Genomic DNA, 19,516 nt, shown 5'->3' with positions numbered 1-19,516 from the left:
TATCAAAAAAAGGTACAGCTAATGTTTTATCCCCTTATCCGCAAGGCGCTATTTCGTTTAAATCCTGAACAAGCCCATGAAATCACCTTCCGACAGCTTAAATACATCATGCATTCACCGCTCCGGTTTATGATCCGGCAGTCGGTCAATTTTAAACCTACGACTTGCATGGGACTAACATTTAAAAATCCATTGGGATTAGCGGCCGGTCTTGATAAAGATGGTGAATGTATTGATGCTTTTGGTGCAATGGGATTTGGTTTCGTAGAAATAGGAACGGTCACACCTCGTCCCCAGCCTGGTAATGAAAAGCCTCGGCTATTTCGCCTGGTTGAAGCTGAGGGACTGATCAATCGCATGGGTTTTAATAATCTAGGTGTTGATAACTTGGTTGAGAATGTTAAAAAAGCCAAATACGACGGCATTATTGGCATTAACATTGGCAAAAATAAAGATACGCCGATTGAACAGGGTAAAGAGGATTATTTAATTTGCATGGAAAAAATTTATCCTTATGCAGGTTATATTGCGGTCAATATTTCTTCACCGAATACGCCCGATTTAAGATTATTACAATATGGTGAAGCATTGGATGATCTATTGCGGTCAATTAAAAATAAACAACACTTGTTAGCCGAACAACAGCAAAAGTATGTTCCTGTGGTAGTAAAAATTGCGCCTGATTTAACAGAAGAAGAGATTATTCAAATTAGCGATAGTTTAATTCGTCACCAGATTGATGGTGTTGTAGCGACCAATACGACTTTAGATCGGAATTTAGTGAAAGGATTAAGATATTCAGAGGAAGCGGGCGGTTTAAGCGGCCGACCTGTGCAATTAAAAAGTACTGAAATTGTTCGTTTATTGACAAAAGAATTAAAAGGGCAGATACCTATTATTGGTGCAGGTGGAATTGATTCTTTGGTTGCGGCCAGAGAAAAATTGGCTGCAGGAGCATCATTATTACAAGTTTATTCTGGGTTTATTTATCACGGACCTAAATTAATTAAAAATATTGTTAATTATATTTAATCTTTATTTAGAGCATAAAAAAGTAAGCAGTTTTTTTTATTTATTAATATTTGTTTGTAATCTGATAATTTATTAAATTCAGGATCTTCTTTGAATATCTTTACATAAAAACTCGAAATTTTTTTTATTATTTCTATTATTTATTTTATAGCAATACTTTTTTATCTTAATTCTAATTAGTATGGATTTTAAGCTAGTAAATAGAGTGATCAGATTGAGGGGTGATAAATGAAAATAAAACCCAATAATCAGTGGCGCTGGTATTACGATGATGAACATGAAAGGATGATGTTAGATTTAGCTAATGGAATGTTATTTCGTTCATGTTTTCCAGCAAAAATGTTGGTTGCATCTGCTTATGGAGAAATGACTTTCAATATTGATGATGCGGGGTTATACCATTGTATTGAAGAACAGGTGCAAAAGTTATCACTTTCTAATGAGCATAGTGCGGAATTAATTTTAAATGCATTAGTTGCTTTTCGTTTTTTAAAGCCGCAGATGCCTAGAAGCTGGTATTTTTTGCCAGTAAATTGCCATGATGATTTGGTGTTAGGGGATGTTGTTCAGGTTCATATTGAAGATAGTGGACAGCAAGCGTTGTTTTTAGTGGCAGAAGCAGGCAAATATGCCAGCTTATGTTTACTAATCGAACCTAGATTAGTATTGAAAGATCGGTTAATGAGGTTTTGTGACCCAATTAAGATTATGAATAATCGCTTAATGATTTATCAACCACCAGCCAGTAGTTTAATATATGAAAGGGCCGTTTCATAAAACATAACCTGAATTAATCAATATTCAAGGTTTATATAATAACTAAATTACAAAGCATCTTTTAACCAATAGTAATATCCATCATTCATTGATGACGAATGATGGATAAGGATTAGTTTAATAATAATAATTTAATATTTGTTTTAGGAATGCAACTGCAACTTAAGATAACTCCATCATCTTTGATTGCTGTTTTTGTTAATGGGATCACTTCACCTGCTATTAGTTTCATTTTACAACAACCACAAATGCCTGCTCGGCATGAATAAGGAATTTTTAAGCCATGCTTTTCCAATTGCTCCAAAATAACCCTTTGATTATTAGCTAAATACTCTGTGCCATTAACATTGATTAATACTGTTGTTTCCTTTTCTGGATTGATTATCTGCGACTTGGTTGATCTTACGCTTTTATATTGCTTCGGCTGTTTTTTAGTTAAGATTTTTACCACATCACCAAGGCGGAGCAGACCGCTATTTTGGGCAATAGCATTTTGGCCAAAATCAATTTCTCCGTTCTCGTCAGTGCGGAAATTTTGCAGTGTGGTTAACGGCTCTCCAGTTGGATGTTGCGCGCCATTATCAATGTTTACTGTCGTCAAAATGCAGCGGCTACAAGGTTTGACCAGTTCAAAAATAACCTCACCGATTTGTATTGTTTGCCAGCTATCTTCAGCAAAAGCTTCTGCACCTATTATGATCAAATTGCCTCTAAATTGTTCTATGTTGATTTTAGCAGGGCATAATTGTTGAACTGCTTTAAATGAGGCTTGATTAATAAGAAGATAAGGATAGCCATCTGCAAATGAGAGCGGGATGGTTGGAAATCTTTTTATTCGGCGGCTGGGTATATCACCTAACCATCTTAATTGAACGGTAAAACTAAAATACTGCGACAGCCATTGATTTATCTTTGCTGGTGCGGCTAAGGAGGTAAAATGATTTCCCCATACTTCTGTTGGCAAGGGATCATTAATAAAGTCTTTATATAAAATAGTTGCTGTTTGATTATCAGGTGCCTGTATTTGGATACCATTATCAAGTATTATTGGCTTAAATAACAGCATTTGTGGATATTGCCGCGCAGTAATAAACCCACCTTGATCATTGGTAACCATGAAATTGCGATCGAAAACCAGGCCACTATTTTCTGCATAGGCCTGTGGCATACGAATGCCTTTCATTGATTTAACGGGATGGATATAAAGACGAGACAACCGGATCATTCTTAACTCCTGTTTAAGCGCAATAATTTTGCTAGTAACTTTATGATATGTCGACAGGGTTAGCTATAATGTGCAGCAATTTTTTATTTAGGTGACAGCGATATGAAAGCTCTGTTTGCTACTACGGCATTTGGACTGGAAGAATTACTTAAAAGTGAATTAGAAGTATTAGGCGCAAAGCAGTGTCATATTGCACCCGGTGGCGTGCATTTTCAAATTGACGAACATGGTATGTATTTGAGTCTATTATGGAGTCGTTTAGCCTCAAGAATTTTATTACCCTTAGCTCGTTGCCAGATTGTTAATGATCTTGATCTCTATCTTGCCGCACAAACAATTGCTTGGCCAGATTTGTTTACCGTTAATGATACTTTTGCTGTTTATTTTAATGGAACCAACCAAGTTATCCGCAATAGCCAGTATGGGGCGCTACGAGTGAAGGATGCTATTGTCGATAGCTTCCAGCGTAAAATGAATCAACGGCCTAATATTGCTAAACAACAACCCGATATACGCATTAACGTCCAATTAAATAAAGATAATGCCACAATATCGTTAGATCTAAGTGGTGATCCGCTCCATCTCCGTGGATATCGTAGTTTGGCAGGGCAAGCGCCTATCAAAGAGAATTTAGCCGCAGCGATTGTCTTACGCTCAGGTTGGCAGCCTGGATCGCCAATGGTCGATCCTATGTGTGGTTCGGGTACACTTTTAATTGAAGCTGCAATGATGGCTTGTGATCGTGCACCTGGTTTAGCACGTCAAGTTTGGGGATTTCAGCATTGGTCAGGTTATAATGCTACGCTTTGGGCTAAGGTAATTGCTGAAGCGGAAAAACGTTTTCAAACGGGTATCCAGCAAGCTACTGCACTTTTTTATGGCTATGATATTGATCGCCACATTTTAGCCGTCGCCAAAAAGAATGCCAAACAAGCGGGTGTTCAATCCTTAATAAATTTCCAACATGCTGATGCGGCGAAGTTGGAAAATCCATTAACATTTGCCCAAACGGGTTTTATCATCAGCAATCCACCCTATGGCGAGCGTTTGCAAAGTGAACCGGCATTAATCGCACTCTATAGTCTATTGGGCAGGGTAGTAAAAAGTCATTTTCCTGGTTGGCATTTGTCATTATTTAGTGGTTCGCCTGAACTATTAGCTTGCTTAGGACTGCGGGCAGAACGTGAATTTAAAGCTAAAAATGGACCATTAAATTGCCTGCAAAAAAATTATCGTTTATCCGCTAAATTAGTTGGCGTTCAGGCCATGGTTGGCGAAGATTTTGCTAATAGATTGAAAAAAAATGAAAAAAAACTTAATAAATGGGCGAAGCAACAAGGAATTGATTGTTATCGAATTTATGATGCTGATTTACCTGAATACAATGTTGCCGTTGATCGTTATGGCGAACATATTGTTATTCAAGAGTATGCTCCACCAAAGAGTATAGATAGCCATAAAGCAAAACAACGCCTGTATGATGTGATTAGTGCAACTATGAAGGTATTAGCGTTAACTTCCACCCAATTGGTGTTAAAAACACGTCAGCGTCAATCAGGCAAGCAACAATATGAGAAATTATCCCAACAGGGTAAGTTTTTATTAGTCCATGAATATAATGCTCAATTATGGGTAAATTTGACCGATTATCTGGATACAGGATTGTTTTTAGATCATCGCTTGGTGCGTAAAATGTTAGCCAACATGAGTAAAGGAAAAGATTTCTTGAATCTGTTTGCGTACACGGCGTCAGCGTCGGTACACGCGGGTCTTGGTGGAGCAAGTTCAACCACCAGCGTTGATATGTCGCGTACCTATTTAGAATGGGCAGAAAAAAATTTACAAACTAATCAATTAGCCGGACGGCAACATCGGCTTATTCAGGCCGATTGTTTAGGTTGGTTAGCACAGACGACAGATAAATTTGATTTGATTTTCATTGATCCACCCACTTTCTCCAATTCAAAACGCATGAATACTACCTTTGATGTGCAACGCGATCATATCAACTTAATGATGCAGATTAAGCGCTTGTTGCGTCCTGGTGGTACAGTTGTATTTTCTAATAATAAGCGTGGTTTTAAAATGGATATGTCAGGCATTACTCAATTAGGATTAACTGCCAAGGAAATCACTCAGCAAACTGTTTCACTTGATTTTATACGTAATCGCCAGATCCATAACTGCTGGTTGATTGGTCATGCAGATGAGGAAAAGTAATTTATGTCATTAATTAATATGTCAGCTGCCTATCTGGCTTTTAGTGATGCACCATTATTAGATAATACAGAGTTGCATATTGAAGATAATGAAAGGGTCTGCCTGGTTGGTCGTAATGGTGCTGGCAAATCAACTCTAATGCGGGTATTGACCAAAGAACAACCGCTTGATGATGGACAGGTCGTTTATCAACAGGATCTACAAGTAGCTCGTTTACAACAAGATCCACCGCGTGATACCGGTGGTACGGTTTTTGATTTTGTCGCTGAAGGTGCTAAAGAGCAGGCAAATTATATTAAGTCCTTTCATAAAATAACCAAAATGGTGGAGCAAGATCCCAGTGAAAAGAATCTTAATAGGTTAGCGGAATTGCAAGAGATATTAGATCGCGATAATTTGTGGTTACTCGATACACAAATTAATGATGTGATTAAGCAATTGCAGCTACCAGCTGATAGCCCGTTATCTGCTTTGTCCGGCGGTTGGTTACGCAAAGCTGCGTTGGCGCGTGCCTTAGTTTGTGGGCCACGCGTGCTTTTTCTTGATGAACCAACCAATCATCTGGATATTACTACTATTTTGTGGTTAGAAAATTTTCTTAAAGATTTCCAAGGTAGTATCGTGTTTGTCTCGCATGATCGCTCTTTTATTCGCCATATGGCAACGCGCATCATTGATCTTGATCGGGGTAAATTAGCTTCCTGGCCCGGTGATTATGACGATTATCTGACTAACAAGGAAGAAGCATTACGAGTAGAAGATCAACAGAATGCTGAGTTTGATCGCAAATTGGCGCAGGAAGAAATTTGGATCCGCCAGGGAATAAAAGCACGCCGTACTCGTAATGAAGGCAGAGTAAGAGCATTAAAATCTTTACGGCAGGAACGTTCGCAACGGCGTGAGGTACTTGGCACAGCAAAGATGCAGGTTTCTGATGCCAGTCGTTCTGGCAAGCTCGTGTTTGAGCTTGAAAATGTCAATTATCGTATTGGTCAGAAAGTGTTAATTGATAATTTTAGTGTGCAAGTACAACGTGGCGATAAAATAGCATTAATCGGGCCCAATGGGTGTGGCAAGACGACATTGCTCAAATTGATGTTAGGCCAACTTGAGGCGGATAGCGGCAATATTTATCGCGGTACCAAACTTGAGATTGCTTATTTTGATCAACATAGATTAACGTTAGATCCCGATAAAACAGTGATGGATAATTTAGCTGAAGGTAAACAGGAAGTGATGGTTAATGGACAGTCGCGTCATGTCCTTGGCTATTTACAAGATTTCTTATTTCATCCTAAACGGGCAATGACACCGGTACGAGCCCTTTCCGGTGGAGAAAAAAATAGATTATTATTGGCACGTTTGTTTTTAAAACCTAGTAACTTATTGATTCTTGATGAGCCAACCAACGATTTGGATATTGAAACACTTGAACTATTGGAAGAGCTCGTTGATAGTTATAAAGGGACAGTTTTATTGGTTAGCCATGATCGTCAATTTGTTGATAATACCGTAACCGAGTGCTGGATGTTTGAAGATCATGGTAAAGTTGAGCGCTATGTAGGGGGTTTTTATGACGCCTCTTCGCAGCGTGAACAAAAAGTTTCTTTATCGCAGCATTCAACTACTAGTAAAACCAATATCAAGGACGCAGAAACAACTAAAGAACAGCCAAAACGAAAAAGTAATAAAATTAGTTATCATTTATTGCGGGAACTAGAAGAATTACCGGTACGGCTAGAAGCCTTAGAAGCTGAAATTGCCATATTGCAATCTCAAGTTAGTGCCCCTGAATTTTTTAATCAGCCTCATGCTGTTACTGAATCAGTATTAAAAACGTTAGCCGAGAAAGAAGCAGAAATGGAAATGACATTTGAGCGTTGGCAAGAATTAGAATCATTCAAGGATAGCCAATAATTTTGCATTATGCCTGTATAGAGGAGAGAAAAGTTGTGCTCTCATAATCATCTTAATGACAGTTGTCATAATAAGATACTCTGCCCACAATGCGATTTATTGGTGGCATTACCGGTTTTAGAACAAGGTACTAAAGCCAGTTGTCCACGTTGTCATACGGTTTTATCTGCCAAGTGGAAGTATCCCGCTAATCAACCAACAGCAATTGCGATTAGTGCATTAGTAATGTTAGTTATTGCTGGTTTATTTCCTTACGTTAAAATGAGTGTCATGGGTATTGAAAGTCAGATTTTACTGTTGAATATTGCCCATGCCATGTTTGACGTAAATTATGCTAGTCTTGGCTGGTTTTTTATCCTTTTTGTTATTGCGGTACCGGCTTTTTGCATGGTTGCCATTATTTTATTATGTCAAAAAGTTAATCTGCCGCTTTGGTTAAAAATAAATCTTGCCAGGACGTTATTTCAGATGAAAACCTGGTGCATGGTAGAAATTTTACTAGCCGGTGTGTTGGTTAGCTTTGTTAAACTAATGGCCTATGGTGATATTAGCTTGGGTATCAGTTTTGTTCCTTACTGTTTTTTTTGTTTGTTGCAAGTTAGGGCATTTCAATGTTTAGATCGTTATTGGTTATGGCAGCAGATAGGAGAAGTGCCAAAGCTTGAAATCTCGCTGCAAGAAGGTAAAAGTGGTATTAGTCAAGGCGTCAGATCCTGTCATATCTGTATGGCAATTTTACCAGCCGAACGCAAATACTGTCCTCGTTGCCATGCTAAGGGTTATGTGAGGCGCCCTAATAGTTTACAAAATACGGTGGCGTTATTAATCTCTTCTTTAATTCTCTATGTTCCCGCAAACGTTTTACCTATTATGGTCACCAATACATTAGGCAGTAGACTAGACTCTACTATAATGTCTGGTGTTATTTTATTATGGGGTGATGGTTCTTATCCGGTCGCCATTATTATTTTCATTACTAGCATTATGGTACCAAGCTTAAAAATACTAGCTATAGGCTGGTTATGTCTTGATGCTAAGGGTTATGGCAATCGGGATCCGGCGAGGATGCACTTTATTTATGAACTTGTTGAATGGGTTGGACGTTGGTCAATGATTGATGTTTTTGTGATTGCTGTATTGTCGTCACTGGTGCAAATGGGTCGGTTAATGAGCGTTTCACCAGCAATTGGGGCGATTTTGTTTGCTGCTGTTGTAATTTTAACTATGTTTGCAGCCATGACTTTTGATCCGCGTTTAACTTGGGATCGTTGTAATGTTGTATCGCAAAGTAGAATTCGGTTAGAAAAGGGGTTGCAAGGTGGCTAATAAAGATAACACTGATGTGCAAGCAAAGATCAGTAAACTAAAAAGCTGGTCACCGATTTGGATCATTCCCATTATCACCATATTTATTGGTGCCTGGATCTTAATTTATTATTTTAGTCATTTAGGCCCTCAAGTCAAATTGATTACTTACAATGCAGAAGGCGTAGAAGCAGGAAAAACCAAACTTAAAAGTCGTAGTGTGGATATAGGGTTGGTGGAGAATGTTTCCCTTGATAAGAACTTTAAGCGTGTAATTATTAAAGCACGCTTAAATGACGGCATGAGGGATCTGTTAAAGAAAGATACCGCATTTTGGATTGTTAAACCCGCTATTGGCAAGGAGGGAATAACCGGATTAGGCACGCTATTTTCTGGTGTTTTTATTGAAGTACAACCTGGCAATAGTGAAGAGCATGCTGATAAATTTGACTTATTGGGTTCGCCGCCATTAGCTTCACCTGATGCTAAAGGTATTCGAGTGATTTTAACCAGCGATCAGGCTGGTAGGCTGAATATGGGTGCACCAGTACTGTTTCATGGTTATCGTGTTGGTTCGGTAGAAGCTAGTTCGTTTGATATTAAAAGCCGCAATATGCATTATCAGCTTTTTATTAATGCGCCTTACGATGGACTGGTAACGGAAAATGTTCGATTTTGGCGAGATAGCGGTATTGCTTTGGATTTGTCAGCGCAAGGTGTTCGTTTGGAGATGGGCTCTTTAACCACACTATTTAGTGGTGGGGTTAGTTTTAATGTTGTGGAAGGCTGGCAACCAGGTAAGCGAGTAGAAGATAAAAGCCTATTCAGACTTTATGAAGATCAAAAAAGTATTCAGAATTCTTTATATACTGTGCATAAAGATTTTGTCCTATTTTTCACTGATTCAGTTCGTGGATTACAACCTGGAGCGCCGGTTGAATTTAGAGGAATTCGCTTAGGAACAGTGATGGAGGTGCCCTTTGATTCTGAAAAATTGCGGCAAAAATTGGATAATGAATTTCGTATTCCAGTTTTAATTCATATTGAGCCAGGTCGTGTCAGTAGCGATATTGATCTAGAAAAAGAGTTTGCGGTGGCTTTAAGACAAGGATTAAGAGCAGCTTTAAAATCAGCTAACCTAATCACCGGAGCACTATATATCGATTTGGATTTCTATCCCGATAAAGGCCAATGGAAAGGACCATTAAAAGTGGCTGATTACGATATTATCCCAACGGTTAGTGCAGGATTATCACAGATCCAGCAAAAAGTGGTTGAGGCATTGGATAAAATCAATCGTATGCCGATTGAGCCTATGATAAGTCAAGCGACTAATACGCTAGCAGAAAGTCAGAAAACTATTCGAGAAGCACAACGTACCTTATCTGAATTGAATAAACTGATGACTAGCAAAGATTTTCAAAATATTCCTGCTGATCTGCAACAGACGTTGCTTGAATTGAATCGAGTTATGCAAGGTATGCAACCAGGTTCTCCAGCTTATAATAGAATGATCGGTAATATGCAGCGTCTTGATCAGGTGTTAAGAGATATTCAACCCGTGATTAAGACATTAAATAATAAGAGTAATGCGCTTATTTTTGAAGCAAAACCGATGAAGGATCCAGAACCGAAGAAGGTGACTAAATAATGAGATATTTGGCATGGATTGTTTGTTTTTTACTTGTCGGTTGTAGTACTGGTATTGAAAAATCTTATTATCAATTACCAACGACGCCGAGCTTAAAGACTAAAAAAAGTGATTTGCTAACGCAAAAACAGTTATGGGTACAGACAGTGCAACTGTCTGGAATATTGGCGGCTAATGGTATTACTTATCAAACTAGCGATGTTAATTATGTTAATGCAGCCAATCATCTCTGGGCAAGCCCGTTGGAACAACAGTTGATGCAAAATTTAGTCAATGAGTTATCGATAACGTTGCCTAATCGATTGGTATCGGCTCAACCATTAGAAAATAGACCTGATAGTCTTAATGTCATCTTGACTGCTTTTCATGGCCGCTATGACGGTAAGGTGATTATCCAAGGAGACTGGATTTATAAAAGTGATAAAGGCATTATCAAGCGAGATTTTAATCTGCAACTTGATCAAGATGAAAATGGTTATCCGGCGTTAGTCAGAACATTAGCAAGAGGTTGGACGCAGGTTGGGCAATCTATTGCCAACCAATTACCAAAATCTTGACAGTAAAATATAATATATTTACCCCTTCAACTAGATAACAGAAGGGGTTTTGACGAAAAAGCTTTGGCTTTAAAAGCTGCTAGTATCTTGAAATAAACCGACTTTCAAATCTTTTGCTGTGTAAATACACTTATCATCAACCAAGACTTCACCATCAGCCACACCCATAATTAACTTTCGATTAATAACACGTTTTAAATGGATACGGTAAGTTACTTTTTTAGCAGTTGGTAAAACTTGCCCAGTAAATTTGACCTCACCTACACCCAGTGCTCGCCCTTTACCTTTACCACCCAGCCATCCTAGGTAGAAACCGACCAGTTGCCACATTGCATCCAAACCTAAGCAGCCTGGCATAACGGGATCATTGGTAAAGTGACAGCTAAAAAACCATAAATCAGGTTTAATATCAAATTCGGCTTCAATAAAACCTTTATCAAACTTGCCGCCGGTTTCGGTCATTTTTATGATGCGATCCATCATTAGCATATTACCGGAAGGTAATGGCGGTCCATTTTCGCCAAAAAGTTCGCCTCTACCGGAAGCATCTAAATCTTCTTTACTATAGGAGCTGTGTTTATCAACCATAATACTAAATAGCCTTATTATAAATAATAAGGCTAAAGAATAGCGTACGCTTGTAAGCTGAACAAGTCCGATCAGCTATTTTTTATTTAATTTAGCCACTTTAGAAGGCCCATAAACTTGGGTCTTTCTTGATTATTAGCTTGAGTAATTCGTTCTTGTATTAAAGCTAACAGATGTAAATTATTTGTATCATACTGTTGCTTATAATAAGCATGCTTTGTCAAAATTGAAATTGCTTCAGAAACGTGTTCAACTGGCCAGATATGAAATACGCCAGATTTGACTGCTTCAATTAGATCGGCTTTTAAACATAAATGGCGAATATTAGCCATAGGAATGATAACACCTTGCTGGCCGGTTAATTCGCGCTGGAAACAGACATCAAAAAAGCTTTCAATTTTTTGGTTAATACCACCAATAGGCTGTACATAGCCGAATTGATCTACAGCACCTGTAACAGCAATTTGCTGATCGATAGGCTGAAGAGAAAGTGCACTAATTAATGCACAAAGCTCAGCTAATGATGCGCTATCACCATCTACTTCATGGTAAGACTGCTCAAATACAATTGAGGCAGAAAAGGGTTGAGGCTGTTCAAGTTTTAATTCGTAATTGAGATAAGCTTGCATAATCATCATGCCTTTAGCGTGAATATTACCACCTAGCTCAGCTTTACGTTCTACATCGGTAAACTCACCATCGCCAAAGTGTGCAACACAAGTAATTCGTGCTGGTTCACCGATAAGCTCTGGATGTCCTGGATACTGCATAACAGATAATCCATTGACTTGGCCAACCATTTCACCTTCAGTTTTGATAAAAACTTGCCTTTGCAGAATATCATCTAGATTAAGTTTTGCGCAGTAACCGTGTTGCCACTCGCGTTGTTGCATTGCTGTTTGAAATGATTTTGCTGTTAGTTGATTATCATGTTGAAATTGATTTGCTTCAGTTAAACAACGAATGAGCCAGACTCTATCTAGCGGTAGGGTTGATTTGTCTTCAGTATATCGAATTGCTTGAGTAATAAAGATTGGCCACGCATCAGTAGTTAAAGCAGGGAATTGGTGATCAGCAAGAATTTGTTTAATAAATTGCATCCATAGCGATAATTGACCACTATGTTCAAAATCCAATTCAAATTCATATTCGCCATAGGTAGCTTGCGAAAAAAGTTCAGGCTCTTTTACTTCAAGTTGCTCAAGACTAAAATCATCGCCAACCAAAATAAGTTTAATATCAAGTAGCATTGAATCAATTGGATAGGGTAAAAATTGATTATCATTGGCTGGAAGCCACTCAAATCTTTTTTGCATTACCATCTGTTTTAAACGCTGCCACATCAATGGCTGCGTTAATAATGTACTAACAGAAAGTAATAATACTCCACCATTGATTTTATGTAATAGTCCAGGCTCTAGGTGAACACTATTTTGATGTTGATGGACGCTACCAAATAATTGAGGCATTTCTATCCAATTACAGAAATAGACTGAGTGGCAAGGCGTGAATGCTCCTTTAGTATCTGCTTGCCAATGAAATCTTCCATTTGATTGTTGATAATCGCCAGTGATAGTCACTGAGGATGGATTAATATTTTTAATGCATTTTGCTAATTCAGATAAGTAGCTATGGCATTCTACTGCTCTAATGACAGCAAAGGGGGAATAGGCTGATGTTGATAAAAACCTTTTAAGACTATTATACAATCTGGGTTGAATGCTGGCCAAAGTGGCATTATCTAGTTTATCTGCAGAAGCAAAAAGATTAAGATAAGGTTCATAATCAGGTGTTAAATTCTGCCATATTAATTCGTTACTAATCACGCTATTTTTCAACTTATAATTTAAATAAAAAGTTTATAAATTATCCTCAATATCCTGATTATATAGCGTCAAGATAGAAGATATTTTAGAAACACGCTATTGTTTGTAGTTAGAGAAACAGGGTACATCTTACTATGAAAACAAGATATCTGTTTCCAGCATTATAAAATTTTTACGATGAATGATTATATTAACGTTTGTTTAAATTTATGCCACTATTAATTTTGTATATTTTAAATATAATTTTATTTTCAAGTAGTACGCTAATGACTTACGCTCTGAAACCACTAATACAGTAGATATAATGTATCATTTCAATTCAGAACACAGTGGAAATAACAAACTATCAATGAGAATAATTATATTCTATCGCATTAATTATGATTTTTTGTTAATTGACTTGCATAAATAGGAAAAATTATATTTTTTGCTAACATTTCAATATAAGTGTGATTTCTTACTAAGATTTTACTAAATTGGTTAAATAAACCAAACGTTTTTATTTCTAAAAGTGGTTATAATTACATAAGTTACGTTGTCACAGAGATGATTATGAAATATCAACAGCTTGAAAATCTTGAATGTGGTTGGAAATGGGATTACCTGGTTAAAAAGTATCGGGATGGTGAAAATATCACTAAGTATATTGAAAAAAGCGCCGCTCAGGATGCGATTGAACAACTGTTGAAATTAGAAAACACTCCAACAAAAGTGATAAACTGGATAAAAAATCATATGTCGCCAGATTTATCTAATCGAATGAAGCAGACGATTAGAGCTCGTAGAAAGCGACATTTTAATGCCGAGCATCAACACTCTTGCAAAAAATCTATCGATTTAGATTTCCTAGTGTGGCAAAGGCTCTCTATTCTAGCAAGAAAACAAGGCCGTACACTATCTGAAACTATTGTGCATCTTATAGAAGAGGCTGAAAGAAAAGACCAGTATGCTAACCAAATGTCAACATTTAAACAGGATTTACAAAACATACTGGGTGACTAGAGCAAAAGATATAATTTTAAATGCAATTTTTTAGTCTTCTGGCAAAAAATTTTAAGCAAAAAAATAACCCTAGAAGAAAGGGTTATTTTATTGGAAATAATTAATTTCTTAAAGCGATATTAAGGTTGCGGAGTTACCTCTGTAGAACCTTGGATCTCGATTTCAACGCGGCGATCTGGCGCTAAGCAGTTAATTAATGCAGCGCGAGGTTTTACGTTATTACAAGTACTACCGGTTACTGGATTTTCTTCCCCGCGGCCTTGTGAACTAATTGCATTCGCAGGGATACCTTTAGAAATCAAATAGCTCATAACTTCATGTGCACGTTTTTGAGATAAAGGTTTGTTGTAGGATGGTGAACCAATACGGTCTGTATAGCCAAGAACCATAACACGCCCTTGAGTTGGATCAAGATTAGTCAGTTCACTATACAACTTATCAAGTTCAGCTTTACCTGCTGGTTTCAATGTATGCTTATTGAATTCAAACAAAACATCAGAACGTAAAGTAAAGCGTTTGTTTTCGATTGGAGCTGGTGCTGGTACAATTACAGGAGCAGGCTCTTGATTGAATCGATATGCAACACCAACGCTCAACATTCCGTTATCTGGACGAACAGACAGTGAATCTTTATCGCCAATATGGCTAACCCATTGATAATCTAAACGAGTTGCCCATTCTGGGGTAATAGCATATTCAAGCCCTAGCGCATAAACTGGAGAAACACCAGTGTCATGCTCTTTAAAAGAGGGTTGATTTTCTACGTTTGCTTTTGCGTCAGTACGCCATACCATACCACCAAGACGAGTATAGACATCTAATTCGTCTGTGATTGGATAGCTTAGACGAGCGGTTAATTGAACACCCATCGATTTCAGACTACCGTTATTTGGTTGACCCGAATATCTCATTCTGCCAAACCAGTCATAACCTAATTCGAAACCGAGATATTGATTATGTTGGTAACCAAGATAGGCACCAGCACCTAGTTGATCGCGCTTAGTTTTACCACTACCAACATTATCACCGTAAGGATGAAAGCCGGTATCTTCAAAGTGTGACCAACCTAATTTAGCACCGGTATACCAGGTATTATTTTTGGGTGCTGCTTGGGCTGCAGTTGCGAAAGCTGCCACTGCTACTGCGATAGCTATCTTTTTCATTTTACGCCTCGTTATCATCCAATATAGGCATCAGCTTCTTGAGCTTTTTTATAAGCCGTATGGTTTAAAATGCTTGTTAAGTTATTACGCTCTACTATCTTCGTCTCTACTTTATCTGTCTAAGGAATCATTCAAATAAAAAGTAGAATCAAAGCACTACCTTAACGTTGTAAAGTCTACAACGAACTTCAAAAGTTACAAGTAGAGGAAACATTAATCTCATTAACTTTTTAAAAGGCAATTGGTGAATTATAGATATAGTTTATAACTAGATTGCCATGATTAATCAATTAACCAAATGATTTATATTATGTTTTTTTGTTTTTGTCTATTGTGGTTTATAACTCATCAATCAGATTAGGAATAATCCTAATCTAGACTAGTGATAATAATTAGAATGAATTTTTAGTTGATTAGGATGTCTGCGCTGGCAATTTGTATTTTCAGGCCGCATAACAAAGCCGATGCTGTTTCCTATCTGTGCTGCATGCTCTAAATGCTGTAAACATGATGGTGATAAAGTTGGTAACCATCCTAAGACAATACTGCAGTTGCCGCTAGATAATGCTTTTATCATGGCAACAACACTCATTTCTGGGCTTAGCGAATTTATCTGTATGGTTTTATTCAATGGTAACTCTGAGTTAAACAACCAATTGCGGCTTAATTTTCGCTTAGGATTTAGCCATAATAGCCAACGAGATTCATCGCTAAGTCGGTGTAATAGTGATGTTAGGAGTACTTCAACCATAGGATTATTTTCATTATATACCCATTCATTAACTGCGCCGTTTAAATAAACTGGCACATTTCTATAATTTGGTAATAGTAAATTTTGAACATTATTAGGTTGATTTTTTGTTTTTATTGGATAATTGCATGTGTCGTTATTCATATTGACCTCAGCTTAACACTGTATATGCATACAGTAATCGTATATTCATACAATATCAAGCCAATTTTTACAAAGCGCTTCGCAAAAAATTAACTTTTCCGCTTAATTGAACACTTAATTGTTGCAGTTTGGATAAGATGGCGTATTTTTCTATTTTACCTTTTAAGTAGAATATTTTTATTAACTATTAATGATTTAAGTGGATATAGGATACGATTTATTTATTATAAGTATTAAATATAAACGGTAGTAGCTAAGTTAGGTTTTGTAATTGGTAAGATATTTATTTGGCTATATTTAATTGAATATTAAACGATGCTTAAGGTTTTGTTCGTCGCCTTTTGTATATGAGGTTTTGCAATAACATAGAGGTTTTTAAAGTGGGAGAAATAACTTAATAAATTTTCTTGCTATTTTAACTGATTTAAATATGGAGAAGTATAAAAATATTAGATTTGTGAGCGTTCACATGGAGAGTGGCAATTATGCTTTTATTTGATTCTTGTTTTTCTAGTTTGCAAAGGCTAATGGAAAATTATGGCCATATAAAACAGAAACCGCATTTCGGTGGTTATCGTATTCTAGTCAATCATGTCATTATTGGGCAGGTATTGGATGGCAAGTTTTATCTACGAGGTTGTTTATTTGCTGAACTTCAATTTGAAGTATCTGGGTTGCAAAAATTGGTTTATACCAAGAAAGGTGTTCCTCTTATATTAAAATATTTTTTTATCAATGAGATGCTTTGGAATGATAATTTACTTTTATGTTATTACATTGATCTCGCTTATAAAGCAGCAGTAGAAGAATTATCTCAAAAACAGCTTTTACATATTAGGATCAAAGATTTGCCTAATATGAATATGTCGATAGAAAGGGCATTGGGAAAAGTAGGCATTAGCGATGTAGGCTATTTGAAAATGTTAGGTGCTAAAGCTTGCTATTTAAAATTAAGACAGAAGAAAGTGAATTTGAGTATTAAATTACTGTTTGAATTAGCGGGTGCTATCGAAGGTTATCATATTGCGGTACTTCCTGAGTCAATAAAAATTGAATTAATTACTTGGTACAATAGCTTAACGTAAAGAAATACACCAAGAAAATGATTTTATGGTTTTATGTTTAAAAATTTACTAATTAAAACGATTTTAGTCTGGCTCTTGTTGGTTAATAAAAACAATTAGAGAGGTGATTTCTGGCAACAGATTAATTAATAATAATAATTGCTCAACAATAAGTTGTTCTTTGTTATTTTCTCCTAATTGTATTGTTTGGAAGCGTTGAATTAATGGGTTATTTAACTCTTTGACTACTTGATTATTCAATAAGGCAAAGTTCAACGCCGATTCAATATAGGCAATTGTATTATCAAGAATAGATAAAACAGTCTGGTTATTAAGTTGTTCCCGATGTGCCCCCAAGGCTGAAATATAACTCAACATACTGTGATTAAGGCAGAGTAATCTAAAAATTTTTTCTGGGGAAAGAGTGTTAGTTTTCGTTCTGGCAAGCATATCGGATAACACAGAAACCAGTTCTGCGTCATTAATATGGGCGTCGCGACGAGCAATGCGATAATTGACACTGTTATCTCTGCCTTGATGATATTGAAATAAAATAGCGGCAAGATAACGACAATTACTGTGTAATGTTTGTTGCAGTACTTTAGGCAGTTGTCGAAATTTCCAATCAGGCCAAATATAATTTACTGCAATCCAAGCAATGCCACAGCCAATGAATGTATTCGTTACTCGGGGAAGCATAACGGTGAAACCTTCGCCTAATAAGTTAAAACTAAGCAAAACCAGCAAAGTAATAAATAAGGTGGCTTGGGCATATTGACTATTGCGGCAGGTAAAGAAAAGCACGCCACTAATAATAATGAGCAAGAGTTGCCCTTCTATCGAGAGGACAAAATAGAGTAGTGGTAAGCCAATTAGAATAGCGGCAATGGTTCCAATAATACGCAATATTAAGCAATTCTTAGTTGCAAGATAATTTGGTTGGCATACAAATAAGCTGGTTAATAATATCCAATAACCTTGAGGTAGATTAAAGCATTGAACAATAATATAACCCGTACACAATACTACTGACATTCTAATAGCATGTCTAAATAGGGTTGAATTAAGTGTTAAGTTATTAGTAATTGTGAGCCAAAAATCGCCAATGTTAGATAGCGAATTGTCAGAAAGTTGTGTTTCAGTCAATGTTTGACTATATGAGATTTCTATTTGCTCGACAGCAATACTATTAAGTTGAGTATCTATCTCTTTGAGATTAACTAATAGGTTATAAAGAGTGTTTATTTGTTTGTTGTTAGGATATTGTTGTGTAAGGTGTTGCAACGAATTTTCTAGGTTAGCAAATGCATCTTTAAATTTTGTATTATGCTGATACCTTGTGTGCGATAAAATGGAGTGAGCAACCAATTGGCATGCTTCAGCTTGCATCGATAGTAATTTCTGGAACCGGAACAGAATATCACTATGGGGAAAATCTTGATTTAGGTTTTGATATTTAATGTGAGATGAACTAGCTCGTTCATGTATATCTTGGACAATAAAATAGTAATGTAAGCTATTGTTAGTCCCTGTTTGGTTTTTATTATTTTTTAAGCGGCTTAGCAAGGTTACTTTCATTTGGTTCAGCGTATTGACCAGCTTGCTATTGGCCATAGCAAGATCAAAGATTGATTGTTGATAATTTTTTTCAACCTCAGGATCAAATAGATTGGCTTTATTAGCCAGGTAGATAGCAAGTTGTTGGTAACATTGGGCTAATTTATTATGTAAGGGCTGAATAGGAAAAAAAATATGGCTGATAATTGTTAATAAATAGTACCAAATGGCACCTATAAGTAACAATATTGGTTGTTGATACCAAATTGTAAAAATAGCCGTTCCAAGCATGGTGTAGATTGCGACCAGAAGTGCACCAAAAGCAATTGTTCCATAGGGTAGTCCCAAAACACCAAGGAATGTGAAGCTGAAAGTCGATATCGCTAATCCAATAAGAAATAACCAGGGATAGGGAAACAGTAACTCAACAGAGATAGAGGCAATCAGAAATGATAATAACGTGATGGCGATATTACGAAGCTTACCAATAAATCGATCATCAAGATCTGTTAATGCAGCGGCAACGACACCCAGTGTTAAAGGGATAGTTATTTTAAGCTGCTCACCTAAAATCCAAGGAATTAATGCTGTTCCTGAGAGCGCAATTAGTATTCGGATATAATAAAGGATATTGCTATTATAAAATATGTGGCGAAAGCCAGAGAACATAGTGAGCACAATAACCCCTAATTTGTCAGCGTACTAATTAATAATATAAAGCATCCATAATAACCTAT

General features: G+C 36.8%; 15 protein-coding genes. 9 read left to right on the top strand and 6 right to left on the bottom strand.

Features of this window, described 5'->3' with window-relative positions:
• Window positions 1-21 precede the first annotated feature (21 nt).
• Together pyrD and H1X92_RS15205 are read left to right on the top strand one after the other, a co-directional pair.
• Window positions 22-1,032 carry a quinone-dependent dihydroorotate dehydrogenase gene (pyrD, locus tag H1X92_RS15210; RefSeq protein ID WP_180560929.1) on the top strand — a complete coding sequence of 337 codons (1,011 nt, stop codon included), beginning with the start codon at window positions 22-24 and terminating at the stop codon, window positions 1,030-1,032.
• Between the two features lie 228 nt (window positions 1,033-1,260).
• On the top strand, window positions 1,261-1,809 hold the full coding sequence (locus tag H1X92_RS15205) for a cell division protein ZapC (protein WP_180560928.1): 549 nt from the start codon (window positions 1,261-1,263) through the stop codon (window positions 1,807-1,809).
• A gap of 112 nt (window positions 1,810-1,921) precedes the next feature.
• Here H1X92_RS15205 and H1X92_RS15200 read toward each other — a convergent pair whose 3' ends face one another.
• Window positions 1,922-3,034 (bottom strand): YcbX family protein, encoded by a 1,113-nt coding sequence (locus H1X92_RS15200; protein ID WP_180560927.1) that lies wholly within the window; start codon window positions 3,032-3,034, stop codon window positions 1,922-1,924.
• Window positions 3,035-3,136: 102 nt separating this feature from the next.
• Here H1X92_RS15200 and rlmKL point away from each other — a divergent pair, with 102 nt between their 5' ends.
• From rlmKL to pqiC, 5 genes are read left to right on the top strand one after another with little or no spacing between them, the layout of a single operon-like run.
• Window positions 3,137-5,254 (top strand): bifunctional 23S rRNA (guanine(2069)-N(7))-methyltransferase RlmK/23S rRNA (guanine(2445)-N(2))-methyltransferase RlmL, encoded by a 2,118-nt coding sequence (rlmKL, locus tag H1X92_RS15195; protein WP_180560926.1) that lies wholly within the window; start codon window positions 3,137-3,139, stop codon window positions 5,252-5,254.
• 3 nt (window positions 5,255-5,257) lie between these two features.
• Window positions 5,258-7,171: an ABC transporter ATP-binding protein gene (locus tag H1X92_RS15190; protein ID WP_180560925.1), complete on the top strand. Its 1,914-nt coding sequence runs from the start codon at window positions 5,258-5,260 to the stop codon at window positions 7,169-7,171.
• A 33-nt stretch (window positions 7,172-7,204) separates the two neighbouring features.
• Window positions 7,205-8,497, top strand: coding sequence for a membrane integrity-associated transporter subunit PqiA (pqiA, locus tag H1X92_RS15185; protein ID WP_180560924.1), 1,293 nt, complete (start codon window positions 7,205-7,207; stop codon window positions 8,495-8,497).
• The gene (pqiB, locus tag H1X92_RS15180; RefSeq protein WP_180560923.1) at window positions 8,490-10,127 is read left to right on the top strand and encodes an intermembrane transport protein PqiB; all 1,638 of its coding nucleotides are present in this window, start codon (window positions 8,490-8,492) and stop codon (window positions 10,125-10,127) included. The genes pqiA and pqiB overlap by 8 nt, the downstream gene beginning before the upstream one ends.
• Window positions 10,127-10,684, top strand: coding sequence for a membrane integrity-associated transporter subunit PqiC (gene pqiC / locus H1X92_RS15175; RefSeq protein ID WP_180560922.1), 558 nt, complete (start codon window positions 10,127-10,129; stop codon window positions 10,682-10,684). Before pqiB ends, pqiC begins: the two co-directional genes overlap by 1 nt.
• Before the next feature lie 69 nt (window positions 10,685-10,753).
• On the opposite strand, the gene fabA is transcribed toward pqiC, so the two are convergent.
• Window positions 10,754-11,272, bottom strand: a complete 519-nt coding sequence (gene fabA, locus H1X92_RS15170) for a bifunctional 3-hydroxydecanoyl-ACP dehydratase/trans-2-decenoyl-ACP isomerase (protein ID WP_180560921.1) — start codon at window positions 11,270-11,272, stop codon at window positions 10,754-10,756.
• Between the two features lie 86 nt (window positions 11,273-11,358).
• On the bottom strand, window positions 11,359-13,098 hold the full coding sequence (locus tag H1X92_RS15165; RefSeq protein WP_180560920.1) for an AAA family ATPase: 1,740 nt from the start codon (window positions 13,096-13,098) through the stop codon (window positions 11,359-11,361).
• A 552-nt stretch (window positions 13,099-13,650) separates the two neighbouring features.
• Here H1X92_RS15165 and matP point away from each other — a divergent pair.
• Complete coding sequence (gene matP / locus H1X92_RS15160) at window positions 13,651-14,100, top strand: macrodomain Ter protein MatP (RefSeq protein WP_180560919.1); 450 nt, start codon at window positions 13,651-13,653, stop codon at window positions 14,098-14,100.
• A 119-nt stretch (window positions 14,101-14,219) separates the two neighbouring features.
• On the opposite strand, the gene ompA is transcribed toward matP, so the two are convergent.
• Both ompA and sulA read right to left on the bottom strand, forming a co-directional pair.
• Window positions 14,220-15,263 (bottom strand): porin OmpA, encoded by a 1,044-nt coding sequence (ompA, locus tag H1X92_RS15155; protein WP_180560918.1) that lies wholly within the window; start codon window positions 15,261-15,263, stop codon window positions 14,220-14,222.
• A 379-nt stretch (window positions 15,264-15,642) separates the two neighbouring features.
• Window positions 15,643-16,158: an SOS-induced cell division inhibitor SulA gene (gene sulA / locus H1X92_RS15150; protein WP_180560917.1), complete on the bottom strand. Its 516-nt coding sequence runs from the start codon at window positions 16,156-16,158 to the stop codon at window positions 15,643-15,645.
• Window positions 16,159-16,643: 485 nt separating this feature from the next.
• On the opposite strand from sulA, the gene H1X92_RS15145 reads away from it, so the two are divergent.
• Window positions 16,644-17,243, top strand: coding sequence for a TfoX/Sxy family DNA transformation protein (locus tag H1X92_RS15145; protein WP_180560916.1), 600 nt, complete (start codon window positions 16,644-16,646; stop codon window positions 17,241-17,243).
• Window positions 17,244-17,306: 63 nt separating this feature from the next.
• Here the strand turns inward: H1X92_RS15145 and yccS are convergent, their stop codons facing one another.
• Window positions 17,307-19,457: a YccS family putative transporter gene (gene yccS, locus H1X92_RS15140; RefSeq protein WP_180560915.1), complete on the bottom strand. Its 2,151-nt coding sequence runs from the start codon at window positions 19,455-19,457 to the stop codon at window positions 17,307-17,309.
• Window positions 19,458-19,516: the final 59 nt, after the last annotated feature.

Source organism: Arsenophonus endosymbiont of Apis mellifera, assembly GCF_903968575.1.
In the GTDB taxonomy this organism is placed as follows: domain Bacteria; phylum Pseudomonadota; class Gammaproteobacteria; order Enterobacterales; family Enterobacteriaceae; genus Arsenophonus; species Arsenophonus apicola.
The sequence above is the reverse complement of the archived record's forward strand: the minus strand, read 5'-3'. Positions and strand labels throughout refer to the sequence as shown.

Bases quoted from the DNA above. Each gene is read 5' to 3' on its own strand.
- H1X92_RS15200 (WP_180560927.1), bottom strand. From the start codon at position 3,034: ATGATCCGGTTGTCTCGTCTTTATATCCATCCCGTTAAATCAATGAAA.
- fabA (WP_180560921.1), bottom strand. From the start codon at position 11,272: ATGGTTGATAAACACAGCTCCTATAGTAAAGAAGATTTAGATGCTTCC.
- H1X92_RS15190 (WP_180560925.1), top strand. From the start codon at position 5,258: ATGTCATTAATTAATATGTCAGCTGCCTATCTGGCTTTTAGTGATGCA.
- H1X92_RS15205 (WP_180560928.1), top strand. From the start codon at position 1,261: ATGAAAATAAAACCCAATAATCAGTGGCGCTGGTATTACGATGATGAA.
- ompA (WP_180560918.1), bottom strand. From the start codon at position 15,263: ATGAAAAAGATAGCTATCGCAGTAGCAGTGGCAGCTTTCGCAACTGCA.
- pqiC (WP_180560922.1), top strand. From the start codon at position 10,127: ATGAGATATTTGGCATGGATTGTTTGTTTTTTACTTGTCGGTTGTAGT.
- H1X92_RS15145 (WP_180560916.1), top strand. From the start codon at position 16,644: ATGCTTTTATTTGATTCTTGTTTTTCTAGTTTGCAAAGGCTAATGGAA.
- pyrD (WP_180560929.1), top strand. From the start codon at position 22: ATGTTTTATCCCCTTATCCGCAAGGCGCTATTTCGTTTAAATCCTGAA.
- sulA (WP_180560917.1), bottom strand. From the start codon at position 16,158: ATGAATAACGACACATGCAATTATCCAATAAAAACAAAAAATCAACCT.
- matP (WP_180560919.1), top strand. From the start codon at position 13,651: ATGAAATATCAACAGCTTGAAAATCTTGAATGTGGTTGGAAATGGGAT.
- rlmKL (WP_180560926.1), top strand. From the start codon at position 3,137: ATGAAAGCTCTGTTTGCTACTACGGCATTTGGACTGGAAGAATTACTT.